This window comes from Candidatus Kryptoniota bacterium, from assembly GCA_036567965.1.
Taxonomy (GTDB): Bacteria; Bacteroidota; Ignavibacteria; order Kryptoniales; family JAKASW01; genus JAKASW01.
Genome location: DATCTN010000026.1, coordinates 1 through 15300, shown reverse-complemented (window position 1 = coordinate 15300; position 15300 = coordinate 1). Strand labels below are relative to the sequence as shown.

18 protein-coding genes and 1 pseudogene are annotated in these 15300 nt (G+C 47.0%); 9 read left to right on the top strand and 10 right to left on the bottom strand.

Annotation, left to right across the window (positions count from 1 at the left end; translation table 11 throughout):
- Positions 1 to 5: 5 nt before the first annotated feature.
- Both VIS48_10860 and VIS48_10855 read right to left on the bottom strand, forming a co-directional pair.
- Entirely contained in the window at positions 6 to 1004 is a 999-nt protein-coding gene (locus VIS48_10860) for an aldo/keto reductase (protein ID HEY9166648.1), read from the bottom strand.
- 165 nt (positions 1005 to 1169) lie between these two features.
- Positions 1170 to 1727, bottom strand: a complete 558-nt coding sequence (locus VIS48_10855) for a transposase (GenBank protein HEY9166647.1) — start codon at positions 1725 to 1727, stop codon at positions 1170 to 1172.
- A gap of 144 nt (positions 1728 to 1871) precedes the next feature.
- Between VIS48_10855 and VIS48_10850 the strand changes: the two genes are divergently transcribed.
- From VIS48_10850 to VIS48_10820, 7 genes and pseudogenes are all read left to right on the top strand, one after another.
- Positions 1872 to 2618 (top strand): hypothetical protein, encoded by a 747-nt coding sequence (locus VIS48_10850; protein ID HEY9166646.1) that lies wholly within the window; start codon positions 1872 to 1874, stop codon positions 2616 to 2618.
- A 6-nt stretch (positions 2619 to 2624) separates the two neighbouring features.
- The gene (locus VIS48_10845; GenBank protein ID HEY9166645.1) at positions 2625 to 3617 is read left to right on the top strand and encodes a DUF6597 domain-containing transcriptional factor; all 993 of its coding nucleotides are present in this window, start codon (positions 2625 to 2627) and stop codon (positions 3615 to 3617) included.
- Positions 3618 to 3752: 135 nt separating this feature from the next.
- Positions 3753 to 4205, top strand: a complete 453-nt coding sequence (locus tag VIS48_10840; protein ID HEY9166644.1) for an SRPBCC domain-containing protein — start codon at positions 3753 to 3755, stop codon at positions 4203 to 4205.
- A gap of 10 nt (positions 4206 to 4215) precedes the next feature.
- Positions 4216 to 4668, top strand: a complete 453-nt coding sequence (locus tag VIS48_10835) for an SRPBCC family protein (protein ID HEY9166643.1) — start codon at positions 4216 to 4218, stop codon at positions 4666 to 4668.
- A gap of 182 nt (positions 4669 to 4850) precedes the next feature.
- Positions 4851 to 5198, top strand: coding sequence for a VOC family protein (locus VIS48_10830; GenBank protein ID HEY9166642.1), 348 nt, complete (start codon positions 4851 to 4853; stop codon positions 5196 to 5198).
- A pseudogene (locus VIS48_10825) lies at positions 5195 to 5644 on the top strand (SRPBCC domain-containing protein). The gene VIS48_10830 and the pseudogene VIS48_10825 overlap by 4 nt, the downstream one beginning before the upstream one ends.
- A gap of 147 nt (positions 5645 to 5791) precedes the next feature.
- On the top strand, positions 5792 to 6166 hold the full coding sequence (locus VIS48_10820; protein ID HEY9166641.1) for a YciI family protein: 375 nt from the start codon (positions 5792 to 5794) through the stop codon (positions 6164 to 6166).
- 71 nt (positions 6167 to 6237) lie between these two features.
- Here the strand turns inward: VIS48_10820 and VIS48_10815 are convergent, their stop codons facing one another.
- The 5 genes from VIS48_10815 to VIS48_10795 all read right to left on the bottom strand — a co-directional run bounded on the left by VIS48_10815 (position 6238) and on the right by VIS48_10795 (position 10020).
- Complete coding sequence (locus tag VIS48_10815) at positions 6238 to 7164, bottom strand: HipA domain-containing protein (GenBank protein HEY9166640.1); 927 nt, start codon at positions 7162 to 7164, stop codon at positions 6238 to 6240.
- Positions 7161 to 7469, bottom strand: coding sequence for a HipA N-terminal domain-containing protein (locus VIS48_10810; protein HEY9166639.1), 309 nt, complete (start codon positions 7467 to 7469; stop codon positions 7161 to 7163). Before VIS48_10810 ends, VIS48_10815 begins: the two co-directional genes overlap by 4 nt.
- Positions 7456 to 7683: a type II toxin-antitoxin system Y4mF family antitoxin gene (locus VIS48_10805; protein HEY9166638.1), complete on the bottom strand. Its 228-nt coding sequence runs from the start codon at positions 7681 to 7683 to the stop codon at positions 7456 to 7458. Before VIS48_10805 ends, VIS48_10810 begins: the two co-directional genes overlap by 14 nt.
- 660 nt (positions 7684 to 8343) lie before the next feature.
- The gene (locus tag VIS48_10800) at positions 8344 to 8544 is read right to left on the bottom strand and encodes a hypothetical protein (protein HEY9166637.1); all 201 of its coding nucleotides are present in this window, start codon (positions 8542 to 8544) and stop codon (positions 8344 to 8346) included.
- A 483-nt stretch (positions 8545 to 9027) separates the two neighbouring features.
- The gene (locus tag VIS48_10795) at positions 9028 to 10020 is read right to left on the bottom strand and encodes a carboxypeptidase regulatory-like domain-containing protein (protein ID HEY9166636.1); all 993 of its coding nucleotides are present in this window, start codon (positions 10018 to 10020) and stop codon (positions 9028 to 9030) included.
- Positions 10021 to 10163: 143 nt separating this feature from the next.
- Between VIS48_10795 and VIS48_10790 the strand changes: the two genes are divergently transcribed.
- Together VIS48_10790 and VIS48_10785 are read left to right on the top strand one after the other, a co-directional pair.
- Entirely contained in the window at positions 10164 to 10460 is a 297-nt protein-coding gene (locus tag VIS48_10790; GenBank protein HEY9166635.1) for a hypothetical protein, read from the top strand.
- Positions 10460 to 10705 carry a hypothetical protein gene (locus VIS48_10785; protein HEY9166634.1) on the top strand — a complete coding sequence of 82 codons (246 nt, stop codon included), beginning with the start codon at positions 10460 to 10462 and terminating at the stop codon, positions 10703 to 10705. The genes VIS48_10790 and VIS48_10785 overlap by 1 nt, the downstream gene beginning before the upstream one ends.
- Before the next feature lie 121 nt (positions 10706 to 10826).
- On the opposite strand, the gene VIS48_10780 is transcribed toward VIS48_10785, so the two are convergent.
- Genes VIS48_10780 through VIS48_10770 form a run of 3 tightly spaced genes read right to left on the bottom strand, consistent with a single transcriptional unit; the run spans position 10827 to position 14799 of the window.
- Positions 10827 to 12071 carry an AAA family ATPase gene (locus VIS48_10780; protein ID HEY9166633.1) on the bottom strand — a complete coding sequence of 415 codons (1245 nt, stop codon included), beginning with the start codon at positions 12069 to 12071 and terminating at the stop codon, positions 10827 to 10829.
- A gap of 7 nt (positions 12072 to 12078) precedes the next feature.
- Positions 12079 to 13653 (bottom strand): ATP-binding protein, encoded by a 1575-nt coding sequence (locus tag VIS48_10775; GenBank protein HEY9166632.1) that lies wholly within the window; start codon positions 13651 to 13653, stop codon positions 12079 to 12081.
- A gap of 3 nt (positions 13654 to 13656) precedes the next feature.
- Entirely contained in the window at positions 13657 to 14799 is a 1143-nt protein-coding gene (locus VIS48_10770) for a DNA adenine methylase (GenBank protein ID HEY9166631.1), read from the bottom strand.
- Positions 14800 to 15300: the final 501 nt, after the last annotated feature.

Here is a 15300-nt window from a genome sequence, read left to right as displayed (position 1 = left end):
CGGAATTATTTTTCATATTTCTCGCTGTCGAGCGTCCCCATTTGCTGGGGTGCATACCGGTCACCGGCGACGGATCCGGGAGGAACCATCTGCTCGATATCTGCAATGTCATCATGAGAAAGTCTGACTTCGAGAGCTCCGAGTGCCTCCTTGAGTTGTTCGCGTGTGCGTGAGCCGACCAGAGGGACAATATCGGAGCCGCGGGAGAGGACCCACGCAACGGCTAACTGTGCCACGCTGCAGCCGTGCGAAGTTGCGATGCCCCGCAGCGACTCGACGAGTGCGAGGTTGCGATCGACATTATCGCCGCTGAAGCGCGGCATGTGACTTCGCATGTCCCGTTTGCCGGCCGACTTTTCTCTTGACCAGTGTCCGCTCAGGAGCCCGCGTGAAAGTACGCCGTATGCAGTAACGCCGACGCCGAGTTCGCGACAGGCGGGAAGAATTTGCGGCTCGATACCGCGTGAGAAGAGTGAGTATTCTATCTGAAGATCGACGACCGGGTGAACGGAGTGCGCGCGCCGTATCGTGTCTGCGCCCACTTCCGACAGACCGATATGCCTGACATAGCCGGCCTTCACCATATCTGAAATCGCTCCGACCGTTTCTTCGATGGGCACAGTCGGATCGATACGGGACGGGCGATAAATGTCGATATAGTCCGTGCCAAGTCGTTTGAGCGAATAGCTGAGGAAATTCTTCACGGAGTTCGGGCGTGCGTCGAAACCGACGTACGCTCCCGAAGGGTCACGCATACCGCCGAACTTGACGCTGAGAAGGTATTCGCTGCGCGTTTTGCCGTGCAGAGCTTTTCTGAGAAGCATCTCATTGCTTCCCATCGCGTAGAAGTCGCCGGTATCGAGAAGATTAATGCCTGCATCGAGCGCGGCATGGATAGTGGCGATGCTTTCCGATTCGTCGGCAGGACCGTAGACTTCCGACATTCCCATACACCCGAGTCCGATCGCCGGAACACTGAGCGTTCCAAGTTTATGAGTTCGCATCTCTTTGATTCTCCTGTGTGTGAAACTCGCGAAGGTAAATACGGTGATTGCATGGAAGGTTCGCAAGGACTGAAGAGAAGTTGCCTGGCGAATGCTGTTACCTCGCGAAGGTAGCTCCGCCTTTTTCCAAGAAACCCTCGCAAGGTTTCAGACCCGGCCGCTTCCCTAATCACCCTCAAGCGTTAACTCTGCAATTTCTCTGTCCATAACATATTCATCCATCAAAGTCTTATACTCTCGCGGGTCTCGATAATACACGTCTCTCAATCTAAGGTCGGACAAAACCGGCTCTCGGATTCCGAGCCATACCGAATAGTCCGAGTATTCCCAATCTTCGGGCTTTGAGACAAGACCAGCCGCAACCGGGTTGTAATGTATATACCTGCACAATCGAACGGCATATTCGTCCGATATTATTTCCAGGCCCTTAGCTCTTCCCTGAAATAGCGTGCCGCTGTGGCCTGTCGATAGATTGATCGCCTGAGTATAGGCGTTGAACACCGTTTGGAGAAAGCCGGAAATAGATCCGCGCACATTTTGACGAAGAAGAAGATGATAATGGTTAGGCATGAGACAATACGACATTATCGAGACTCCATAATTGGAAAGATATTTCTTGAGCAGGCGAAGACACGAATCATAACTGGCCGGACCGATGAAAATGTTTTGCCTGTTCGCGCCACGGTTGTAAACATGATAGTATTTTTCGTCTTGGTATTTCAAAGCCTGGAACCCTGCGAAGGTAAATATGGCTGTTCGATGAAAACGAAACAAGCTTGCAACCTTGCGAAGGTAACGACGCTTGAGCTCTGAAACCTTCGCAAGGTATCCAGGAACTCAACGAAACGTCATGGCTGTTGAGATAACATGAGACTTCATTTAGGTCGTCACGTGTTTGGCCTGGCTGCCATAGCCTACGGCGTTATAACTCTGAACTGGCATCAGATTGAGGCGCTTGGGAATATTTCAAATCCCGAAATCCTGGTATACATTTTGGGCATCTTCGAACTTATCGGCGGCTTCGCAATACAATGGCAGAGAACGATGAGGTTCGGAGCCGTGATACTTGCGGCGATCTTTTTGATATTCTCACTTTACTGGATACCGCAGATCATTAAGACGCCTCTGTCCTTCGATAACTACGGCAACTTTGGTGAGCAATTTTCCATTCTCTTAGGCGGCGTCTTTGTTTTTGCATCCACTATTCTAAGTCATCCGGAAGTAGCGGCAAAGATAGAAAGAGCTGCGTACATAAGCTATGGGATTTGCGTTATTTCATATTCATTATATCAGCTCTTTTATCTCAACTATACGGCAAGCTTAGTTCCGAAGTGGATTCCTCCCGGTCAGATGTTCTGGACGGTAGCTACGACAATTGCATTTGCACTTGCAGCTATCGCCATACTATCAGGTCGCTCAGCTCTTTTGGCGTCCAGGCTGCTCACAACAATGCTGATCGGATTCGGTGTGTTGATATGGGTGCCGGCATGCGTAATCCATCTGCATGAGATGAGTAACTGGGTCGAGAACGCTTCGAATCTTGCAATGGCCGGATCGGCGTGGATCGTGGTCGACTATCTCAGCAAGAAGCGCTCTGCTAAAGCGACTGCTTGAACGCTCATGCTAAGGAGTGGAACTCCTTCGCAACTGTGCATAGTCTTTGTCAGCAGCGGGCCTTACAAAATCAATAGAGGCGAGATTCCCAAACCACTTCCCTGTGTCTTGTCCGGCCTCTTACATTGCGATTCGTTCCGGAACGCGGATAGCGCTGCCAGCGTTACCATAATCATGAGATTCGAATTCATATCGGTGCGCGAGGAGTTGAGACCCTACATTCAATCCATCTGGATATTTGAGAGCCCGGTAGGGATGCTCCCGTCCGACAACAACCTTGCCGCACCGAATGGCTGTCCGAAATTAATTTTCAATTATGAAAATTCAATTACCTCTATTGTCGAAGGACGGGTTCAGGAAAGTCGAGAACACTGTCTATATTTCGCCGGCACCCGGGACTGCTCCGCAGTCCTTCGCACAAAATCCGGGAAGGCATGTTGTATTGGAATAGAGTTTTACCCGCACGGAGCGTACCCTGTTTTTGGAATACCGATGGCCGAAATGACCAATCGGCTTTTGCCTGCCGAACTTCTTTCCGCTGAGTGGCATCTAGAAGTACGCGACATCCTTCCTGAACTGAAAAGCGCAAAGGAAGCGGCAGATTTCATTCAATCCCAACTCGTCAGGCTGTTAGGAAAGAGGCGGCTCAGAAATACTATCGTGGAGTATTGCATCAACTCATTGAAATCGACAAACGGTCTCATGACGATTGCGGATTTAGAACGCAAGACCGGCTACACGCGCCGCCATCTGGAAATTCTCTTCGGGGATCATGTCGGTTTCTCTCCGAAGGTACTGGCAGGAATTTTTCGCTTCCAGAAGTTTTATAAGAAATGGGCTTACGGCCGGTCGTTCGATGAATTCAAAGACGAACTCTACAAGTATTATTATGATCAGGCACATTTTACGAAGGAATTCAAGAGGATGACCGGATTCCCACCTAAGTTTTTTGCCACCGAAGTTTCCAACGAGTTTGGGCGCCAACTTACCATCCGTTAACATTTCGCATTTTTACAATTTGTTAATCTAAGAGAGTCATATCTTATTTTTAAGGTTTTGATCCTAAGCTATTGGGATCATTATTAACAATTAATTTTTGTATTAATCATGGCACAGGAGGAGAGGAAAAAATCAGTGAAGACAATCGAATTTAAGTTTGAACGAACAATCCCCGCTCCGCTGGGTGAGGTTTACGATGCGTGGCTGAACCCAAAGATCTCCGGCAATCCTTGGAATGCAGCCGAAAAGTTTATGTTGGATCCGAAAGTAGACGGGCTCTTTTACTGGACCCTCAAGGGAACGTCCCATTACGGCCGATTCACCGAGATCGAGCGACCGGGTCGAATTCAACATACCTGGGTGTCACCAAGTACGTTAGGACAAGAGTCAATGGTTACCCTGACCTTTAAGAAACAGGGAGTAGACATGCTCATGACCCTCGTGCACTGCGACCTTCCGGATCATGAGCTGGCAAAGGGACACGAGAAAGGGTGGAACTATTTTTTGGAAATTTTTTGTGAGCAATTGGGAAGTGGCTCACGCAAGAAATACCGCTGGGATGACGCTCATACGCCTGTGAAGAAATAATGAGGAGAAAATGAAATCGAAGTTTGTTTACGTCAGTTACATCAAAACGACACCAGAGAAATTGTGGCAGGCACTTACCACGCCGCAACTTATGAAGCAGTATTGGATTGGCATGGACACTGAAACCGATTGGAAAATCGGCTCTGCTTGGATGATGAAGTTTCCAGACGGGCGAGTCGCTGACGCAGGAGAAGTTGTTGAATTTAGTCCACCTAAGCGCATGGTAATTAAGTGGCGTAACGAATGGAAACCGGAAATGAAGGAAGAAGGATTTTCACGTTGCACATTTGATTTGGAACGGGCGGATGGAGCCGTAAAGCTGACAGTTACGCACGGAATAGATGTTCTGAATTCTAAGTTCATCGAATCTGTATCCGGTGCATGGCCAATTTGCCTTTCCAATTTGAAGTCACTCCTTGAAACGGGCGATGTCGTTTTAAAAGAAAACCCTCGGCACGATTGAGGAAGGCTGAAACTACTTTTTAGATATCTTCCCTAGACACCTTGGGGATGCCTCACGCAAGAGAAAGTAAAGGAGTAATCATGGCAAACGTAATTTTTGGAAATCATTCGTCGGTTCTAATTCCGCGGCAAGATCGAGACAGCATTCGCAAATTTTATTGTGATGTGCTCGGTGGCAGAATTATGAAAGCGGATCCCGAAAGGGACTTCATTCGTTTGGGAGAAAACTTCTACATCGGGTTTCTCTATGGGGATGTCGCTGATGAGAGCGAGTTCTTACGAAGTAAGAGAGCTATTTGGCTAGAAATCAAGTCCGACAACGTGGAGGATATGAGCCGAAAAATTGTCGAGTCCGGTCTTGTCAGGAAGCTTGAGGTACCGGACCATCACCTTTACTTCCAGGCTCCGGGAGGTCAATGCCTCCGGCTAGTCGGAATCGACGAGGACCTCTCCTTTTATGAGGGGGCAGGAGAAGGCCCGGACGTGGCAAAGGTAAAAGAGGCCATCAAGAAGGAGGCAATGAAGAAATGAGTTACGGAATTAACCATCAAGTGGGCATTAAGGCATCACCGGAAGAAGTCTACAAGGCTTTAACCGAGACCGAGAAGCTCGCTCAGTGGTGGACAACGGACACGAGAGGCAACGGTGCAAAGGTCGGGGACACTCTTGAATTTTAGTATAATGGCTCCTGCCAGAAATTAAATGTCAAGGAACTTAAGCCGGGAAAGCGTGTCGCATGGAAATCACCGAAGGGGCAAGGTAACGACGAATGGGAGGAGACCGAAGTCACCTTCGATTTGTCGACGGATGAGAAGCAGACCTTCGTTCAGTTTCGGCACTCTGGCTGGAGAGAAAGTACGGACTTTCAGGGTCATTGCTCGATGAGATGGGCTGTCTTTTTGTTGAGCCTCAAAGACTTGCTCGAGAGGGGAAAAGGGCGTCCGTACCCCTATGACCTTGAGGTTCATTACCGTTGAGGGTATGGGAAAGGACAGCCGCTACCGATGCCACCGTTAGCTCGGTGAAGCCACCTTGCGAAGGTATGCCGGCTCTGACGACCTTCGCAAGGTTGTCCGGCGCCGCTTTCGTCGTATTGTACCACTACTTAAATGGAGAACTTCTTCATGAAATACGCATGCTTTGGATATTTTGATCAAGAGAAGATGGACGCTCTTTCAAAGGGTGAATTGGATAAAGTCATGAAGGAATGCGAGCCATATCTAAAAGGACTCTACGGCTCTGCGGAATTCCTGATGGACATCGGCGTAAAAACCGAATCGGTTACACTCGGCCATCATGACGGGAGAATAGAAAGAGTAGACGGGAATACGAAGACGGAAAGAGGCAAAAAGATAGGCGGCGTTTTCATAATTGAAGCAAAGAATATGGAAGAGGCAATCGAAGCAGCAAAAAGACATCCAGCCCTGGGCAATGTGTCAGGCGCAGACTTGGGATGGTCTGTCGAGATACGAGAGATTTATACGTACGTGATAAAGTGAAAGGGAACGGGGAGCAAGCTTGCGAAGGTGACTCTGAGTTAGCTCGGGAACCTTCGCAAGGTCGCTCGGATTCAAAAAAGGATCCCGGTTCGTTCTGCAAGAAGTGCAGAATAATTCTCCTTCATCTTACCTGACAGGAAACTTTTTTCGATAAGCTCGTTCCATCGTGGAATAGCATGCCGAATCGAGCCCGTGACATTTTCTATCGTCCTGTCATTCAAGCCGAGCCTCTCTCTTCCCAAATAATCTATGAGAGTCTCCCGCGTTAGGTTTCTTTTCTTCCCCTTCAGAGGCAGCGCAATTTCCTCCTGAGGATTCACCAGCGCAATTGTCGTATTGATCAAATCATAAACCGGCGACAGGGAAACTTTGCCGTTCCGTGTGATCAGCGAGAAGTTCTTTAAGTGCTGATCTTCGTTACCGGCTAAAAAATTGAAAAGGGTCAGCCGTAACAGTTTCACTTTCTCCACAAGCGGAAACGTGCAGTACGTCTCGACAATCCCCGCCACCTTCTCCATGCTGTAATCATATTTCGTATCCCTGGACTTCCCCGCCAACTGCGCAAAGTCTTCCAGAGAATACTTACCGTCCTTGCCGTGCCTGTCAAACCGCTGGACAAAGTACGTCAGTCTCCCGTCAACTGAATACACCATGCCATGTAATGGAACATCCAGACCAGCTTCCTTCGCAAGGCGCATCGTGACGTCTTCGTTCTCAGGAAGCTCTGCATACAAATTGCTCTGAGGCTTAAGTATAAATCTTCCACCTCTGTCAACGATTTCAAACGAACTTGATCTTACGTTCAGAACCGCGCTCAGTTTCGGTTGGATTCCCTGGATAGACATTTTCGTTGCCCTCGCCGCCACCTCTCTCAACTGCTCTTCCTGTGTCAGCGGGATGTCGTTCAGTGTACTCAGGCTACGCGACAGCAGCCTGAGACCTTCTTTCGAGTATTTGTCATCGCCGCACGGTTCATATGTAATCGGGCAGAAGTTCATTCGCCTTCAACCGTTACCGAGCCTACGAGATCTTTGCCGACGATTACGAGCTGGGAGAACAGATCGTCTCTGTCGGTTTTGGTGATACGGATCAGCGCCTCAAGCTGCATCCCCTCGGGAAGGAGGCCTTCGAAGAAGGGCGGGAACCTGTCGAACTCATATACCTTTTGCGAGACCGGCATAGTCAGGGAAACTGGTGTACCATCATACTTCTCGTCGTACTCGAACCGGTAGGATTTCCCCTTTTCGACTTCGACGAGTTGTCCGGCATACCTGCCGAAGTTAGAGACTTTAGCGCTTCTCATTCTCCGGTCTCATCAAAGGGCCATCGAGGGTCATCTTAATGTTGAGCGCGTCCAGTACTTTCACGAGAGTGTCGAGCCGGACCGACTCTTTTCCTTTTTCGATATCGAAGACGGCTGTTTTGCCGACTCCGGCGAGATCGGCCAATTGTTTCTGGCTCAGGCCGGCTTCCTTCCTGTGGCGGCGGACAGCTTCGGCTATATCGGCGATTTTGATCATGATCTTACTGCTTCAGCGGTAATCGTCTGTTGTTTTAGGTTAAGATACACCAGGATTGCATATTTGTCAAGCAATTTACTGCGGGAGCGGTAATATTGACCAATATTATCCTTCTCGGGGGGCTATTTGAGAGATGGAACTGGAGTCTTACTGTCCCGGCGGCAATTCCGGCGGTGTGGAAACGAGGATTTGCCTGTCGCGTGGCGTCGAGCTATCCAAGGCCTTCAATGAGCAGTCCGCTAAGCAATCTAGGAATGAAATCAAGCAGAGCTCCAGAAGAACTCGTCACAAGCGGGAGCTTGAGAAGGAGAAAAAAAGCCCCCTCCGCAACGGATAAGCAGCCTGGCTTCACAATTATTTCGTTGGAGATGGGTAAGGAAAGAGGGTAAGATCAAGGAAAGACTTTGTAGATATCCTTTCGGTGAACTATTCTCGCAAACTGGACCAGATCACCTTCGACAAAAATGCCAACCCGATAATCCGCAATTCTTATTCTTTATTCCGACTTAAATCCTGTCAGCTTCTTTACCTGCGGGATCTTCTCAAGTGATTCTGCACTCTCAATCTGGCGAATCAACCTTTCAACTGACTTTTTGACACTGCTTAAGGATATCCTATCTATGTCTTTGCTGAACCTTTCAAGAAACTCAACACGCATTACGACTTCAGCTTTTTCATTACAGACTTGCGGCTGACTTTCCTGGTCCTGTCCGCTTCTTTCATCAGGGCTGAAAGTCCGGCATCCTCAATAGCCTCTTCATCGATGATACTCGATTTGATGCCCAGTTTCTGCAAAAGGTCGGACAAGAATTTCATGTCTGATTTTGTCTTCGGCTTCACGACGAGTGCTTTTCCCATATCTTTTCCTTTCTGCGTTTGAAAATAGCAATTCTAATCGTGCCTTACAATCGGGAAGATCTCCCATACATACTGCCGGAACGGTGGCACGGCTGCCCTTCCGAACACTTGCCTGTCGCGTGGCATCGAGCTATCCAAGACTTTCAGCTAACAGAATATGGAAGAAGCGATCGAAGCGGCAAAAAGACATCCGGCCCTGGGCAATGTGGCGGGCGCAGATTTGGGATGGTCTGTCGAGATACTAGAGGTTTATACGTACGTGGTAAAGTGAAAGGGAAAACGTTTTAGGAGAAAGAATGCTTTGTCCAACCACGACCCAAACTATGAGGGAGTTGTCCGAGTGGAGTCCCCTGAGGAACTCCCGGCAAACCTCCGGCTCAGGAGCAGAACTCCTTGGGAGCTATAAGTGGTCATACAGATGCAGTTAGCTTGCGAAAGATGCTTTGTAACCCTGCAAAGGTGACCGTGCATAAGTTCTGACATCTAATTCTCTGACTTCAGTGTTCCAGTTTCACAGTCATAGTCAAGAATCTTCGCAATGATTTTTACTTTGTTGTCTTCAAATTCTTTTCTGGATCCCTCGACAACTACAGTGTGCCCGTTCTTCCATTTTATTGGCGAATGATACATAATCTGGAGTCCCACAGGAATAACCAACTGCTTCAGGTTTGCGCCGCTGGTGTCAACAACCCAAAGGCTGAGTGAATATCCTCCCGGCATGCTTGCCATGAACGCGAGCCAGCTTTGGTCAGGGGACCACGATGGTCTGGACAGGTTCGTGAAATCATTGTCTTCTCCAGCAAGGCATCGCGCGCGATCCGATGTCAGGTCAATCACCCAAAGGGAATATCGAACGTTGAAGGATGCTGGATTCCCATCTCTTGCCGGGTTCATGGACCAATCGGGATGAGAAAAAGCAACTTTATCTTTATTTGGCGAGATCCCGATGTGCTCCATCATATTAGCTTCTTTGTCTTCCTCAGGATTATTCCCGTAGCGATCGAAGATGATTGAATTGATCCTGCTTTTCTCGATAACCTCCATCTTCCCTTCACCTTTCTTCAGGAGGATTTTGAAATCAAATGAGAGCGAAGCTCCCGGAGGCACGGCAAAGTTCTTGATGAGATAACTTCGATATCCATTCGCTTCGACGAGCACCGAATACAACGGTCCTTCATCTGAAGTCGGGACGGAGTTGATGAGGAATCGCCCATTTTGGTCTGTGATCTGCTTAGGCTCAAAGTTCTCCTGGTATGACGCAATCCCTTTGTCGATTGCCCTGGCGCTGTCTACGGGGTCATCGCCGGAGGTAAGAACATATACACTGGCCCCTTTGATCGGCGCACCGGTTTCCTGATCTTTCACCCACCCGCTGACGTTGCCGAACATGTCCGTGAAATGAGATTGCTGGCTGAACGCAGTTCCGTCATAAAATATGGTGGCACAGAAGCAGAAAGTGATGATAATTTTTCTCATGACGACCTCACCTGCAATTTAACAATTTCAATTCGGTTATTGAAGTACCCAACCGTTTCCGTCCGGTGGGTGGGACAGCGGAACTGGCAGTTGGGAGCGAGGAACTTGTACCCGGCACGACGGAGCCGGTCGACCGGAGGGCTATGCAAAAACTCGGGAACGTCATGCAGGCAGTTCGGGGCGCCCTTTACAATTCTTACGTCATCGCGAGTCCGGACGAAGTCGGGACGTGGCGATCCCATAGCTACTACCGGAACGGTGGCATAGCTGTCCTAGCGAACACTTGCCTGTCGCGTGGCATCGAGGTGTCCAAGGCCTTCAATGAGCAGTCCGCTAAGCAATCTAGGAATGAAATCAAGCAGAGCTCCAGAAGAACTCGTCACAAGCGGGAGCTTGGGAAGGAGAAAGAAAGGGACTCTACGGCTCTGCGGAATTCCTGATGGACATCGGCGTAAAAACCGAATCGGTTACACTCGGCCATCATAACGGGAGAATAGGAAGAGTAGACGGGAATACAAAGACGGAAAGAGGAAAAAAGATAGGCGGCGTATTCATAATTGAAGCAAAGAATATGGAAAAGGCAATCGAAGCGGCAAAAAAGCATCCGGCCCTGGGCAATGTGGCGGGCGCAGATTTGGGATGGTCTGTGGAGATACGAGAGGTTTATACGTATGTGATAAAGTGAAGGGAACGCGGAGCAAGCTTGCGAAGGTAACCTTGCTTTAGCTCTGAAACCTTCGCAAGGTAACTCTTGCTCATGAGCAGAACTTCTTCCGAGCTATAGGGGGAAAATCAAGTCTTCGAATTTATCGACGGAACATTTCTTCTGTGATCCGATCTAGTTCCTTCCTTCGTTCTTCGAATTCCTCGTCTGTGTATGTATCTGGAGGTAAGGCGGCAGGGAACAAATGTTCCTTAAATCCCTCGTTCATCTTTTTCGTCAGCCGTGATTGATTTCTTGTAATATCACCTTTTTTCTCTAGAAGGTAGACTGCCCCAAGATTTCCATCAGCATAAACAGGCGAGTGAGAAGAGATTATCACCTGATCTATGTTGTTTGCTTTATCCGCGATCATCGATTGCAATTTTGCCAGGACCAGCTCTTGATTCTTTGGAGAAAGGTTTTGCTCTAGCTCTTCTATGCAAATCACCCTGCTTTTTGTGTGGATTGCTCTTGCAATAATATATAGAAATTGGAGAACACCTGACCCCATGTGTTTAATGGGCAGCCGTATACCATTCTGCTGTATCATCACTTCTAGTTGGTTCCCCGGCTTCCCAAATGAGATTATCCCTAGCTTGAATGGGTCTTTGTTGAAAACGTCGTTTATCTGTTCGAACTCAGAATGCCCTTTGTCGCTTAGGTATAGAGTATGAAGAAAATGTTTAAAATTATGAGAGCCGATTGGCTCAACTTGTCCGTCATAATTGAACGGAACAGGAACCATATCTCTGGAACTCTCTATTAAGGCTACGCAATCATTAAACGGTTCTACCAACCTAGCGAATGGCTCGCCTAACCGACCTTGTTGTTTTCTGGTTGGGTCGTCCAAAGGGAAATAAGTGAAAGATTGTTTCTGTCCATCAAACTGGTATACAGACCTGCCGTTCAAAGTTACCCCCTTCAGTACTATCTCAGCGGTATCTTCGCCTACATCAGATTTGACGAGGGAACCCCCGAAAACCATGACATTATGGTCGATCAGGGATCTCCTTCTGAATTGTCTCTTGAGCTTCGCCGCTAAGTCAAGCTCTGCATCAGATAAAGAGAACTCTACCTGAAACTCGATATCAGCAGCGATATTGTTATGGAAATCGTTTGCAAAGTTCTCGATCACGCCGCTATAGAAATTTCTAGGAGAGGTAAACGTGCGGAGACCCGCTTCTTTGTCTACTTGTCTCTTCCTTTGAAAAATGGTATAGAGAGCGAAGAGAGCATTAGATTTCCCTGCGTTATTATCGCCAAAAAGAATTGTGGTCTGTTCCATCGGTTCAATCTTGAAATCAACTAAACTGCGGTAGTTAGTTATTGCAAACCTGCGAATGAACATAACAGCCTCATTTTATTTCTTCTTGTTCATCGAATTCTTTCAAGAAATTATTCATAAAATCCTTCAATAGATCGGCCGAGCTTTCATTCTTCTTATTCAGCAAGAGCAACATTATATGTATCCTTTTAAACACTGTACCATATTGCTTGGATGAAAAGAGCGGATAACCCTGATTGATTTCTACTGAATCATCCTGAGTTAGTCTGCAAGAAGGGTATTCTGATTTTTCATAATCCCACTTTGAGTATTTTACTTTTACGAACTTACCAAGCACTTTAATTCTGTCTACAACAATTTCATCAACCTCTTCCTTCATGTAGACAGTTTTATTGAACTTGTCAATTTTAATAGGTTCGCGGCCGGCATCGGCAGAACCTCTCGGATGCGTAACTACCTTAAATCCCAGTTTCTTTAACTTGTCGAGATTTCTTCCAATAATATCTTGTTTAGGCTCAAGGATAATCTTTCTCTCTTCTCCAAGGATATCTTCTAATGATTTCTGGGCATCGTTAACATGGTCAACGTAATATGCTTGCAGTCTGAATTTTTCACTGATGCTATCAAGAATCGAATCGACGAGATCATTTGAAACCAGACCATCTCGGCTAATATTTAGGAAATTCTTTAGTGCTTCTGAAATCATCACTTCACCTGAAAGCTGATGCAATCTAGAAAATCCGCGGGACCTTTTAAGCTCAAAATCGGTTCGCTTTCCTATCCCGACATTGCTTATCCGTATCTTAAGCCCCCGAGCTTCGACTGGGCTTATTGCGTCCCAATCCGTGGTGATAGCATACTTGTACTCAATTCCCCCTATTTTCTCAGTACCATGATCAAGTATGTGTTTGCCTGGGTCATTTCTTTGAAGCTGTTTCCTGTTAAGGAAAACATCTAATCCAATAGGTTCCTCGTACTTCAAGATTTTACCTAGAGGGGAATTCGGAGGCAAGGATATTGGTAAGTCATCTTGAAGTTCCCATGAGAGTCTGTCCAAGGGCTCCCAATTCTTGATGGTTTTTCTCTCTTTGGTTTTCTTTACGGTGAAGTATTGTTTTACGAGGTATGTTGGCTTGACTAGCGTGAATCTAGTAAAATGCTTAGTAGTTTGACCACGATTCTCCACTATAGTCCCTTCTATAGGAATGTCGGCGATCTCGGCAGGAGAATCGATGTCAAAAAATCTTCCAGCTGGTATTCTCGCTGTCAATACCTCCGGTGAATTTTCGACAGAAGTCGCAATTTGAAGGGCCTCGCAAAAAGGGAAAATCGAAAGAAATCCGATACCAAACTGACCAATCCTTTTTCGTTTGTATTTCCTTGAAAGCTTAACATCCCTTCTCTGACCAGCAATCGTGCAATAATATTGAAATTCCTCTTTAGACATTCCATTCCCATCGTCTTCTATTTCAATGCTGCTGAGATCTTCCGAGATTGTGATATAAACACTCAAAGCATCCGCGTCGTATGCATTACTCACCAGTTCTCGAAGAGCGTAAGGGAAGTTCCGCGTGTAGGTTGATTTGCTTAATAGGGGAACTATTTGTTTGTCGACTTTAAGGAAAGAGGTAAAATTCTCAATCATTAATCAGATACCAAAGATAAGATATTCACGATTTTTTTTTGCGTCGCCGTTCTGGTGATTAAGAGCATATGAATAATGAATGCTCCGCGTGTAGACCTTTTTGCCTAACTTTTTCAAAAGTCTACATATATACTCAATAGAAGGTGCTCCACTTTTCTTGTATGATAGCACGATTTTGCTTCCCTTGAACCGTTCCAGCATACGCTCGAATGTCAAATGGATATCATCCAAACCGAAATCGGATTTCCCATCTTCTTGAAATCTATTCAAAACATCAGACCAGGAAGAATAATTACTCATCCCTTCCAGAAAATGGTAGCATTTGAAATAGTTAGACGTTTCGTTGCCCCCCTTTAATCGCAAGTAAGGCGGATCGAGATAAACCAGGTCAAATTCTTCGGGATTGATATCGAAAATGGAATAATTGACAGCAGAACAACTAACATCATTGTCTATAACCAACTTATTTGCTTCCAATGCGAACCGTCTAAACAAATCGTCGAAAGGCGTTTCCCAAGTCTTCTTGTTCCCAAAGGTCCTTTTCACCCTTCGAGTCCTAATTGACAAATTTTCTCTGTGAAACAAATTAAACGGTCGCTTCATTAACGATGCCTGAAAAAGGGCGTAGTACGCTAAGTCAACTTTGTATTGATCAGGCCCTGGCAGCAGCATTTTAAACTGCATGAGGTTTGAATTTACCTTATCCAACCATTGATTCTCGCTGTCACGGAAGTACTTTCCTTTGAAATTATCAACTACAAAATTAGAGTAGGCAACATCGTCGTGTTCCGCTAATAACCATTCAACATCTTCCATTGTCAATTTTATCCTACTATTCTCGATCAGTGCCCTCCCGATCAAATAGTTGAAACGGAGCTTGTCGTTATAGGTTACTCTCTTAGCCATCTTCTTTAGGAGATAACTTACTGATGCAGTACCTCCGAATCCATCAAGAGCTGTTTTAAACGGGATCTCACGAAGATTTTCCCATATCCATGCAAGCATCTTGCGCTTGCTTCCCTGATACCTCGTGCTCGGGAAATCCGCAAGCCGAATGTTCTCATCCAGTACGGCTGTCTTCGGAAGCCCCTCAGGCACAAGCGGCAAGGGAATACCTCTCGGCAAACTTTTTTCAGATACTTTCATCAGGGATCATCGTATTGGTTAGAATATAACACTTCCGCTACTCATGTGGTGTAACACATCATGTGCAGAGGTATTCATATCCCGCCATTTCGCCCGCTTTCCCTTTCCAGCCAGACGAACAGCGCGGCACGCCTGCGTGCCTGCGCGTTGAAGCGCATTAACATGCACTTGCATGCACGTGCTGACGCTACGGCGCGTAAACGTGCCGAAACGCACTTCGGTCGCTTACGCTCCAGAGCTTCAGCGACGGAGCGCGTGCAAGCTCGCACTTGTGATTCGTCCAAGAGAAACCACCTGATTGTAATTGGTTGAAATTATGGAGCGGCGGACGGACTTGCAAGGGGGGATGCAGTTTGGCGGTGACTCAATCTGTATCAGGATAGAAGAATCTCTGATACGGCCTCAGGAAAAAATGGCGATTAGGAAATTTCCCGGGTGGGTCTAAGAAACGAATAGTGTTCGACGGCGCCGTAAGGCGCCTAGTTTATTGGTTTCTTCTTA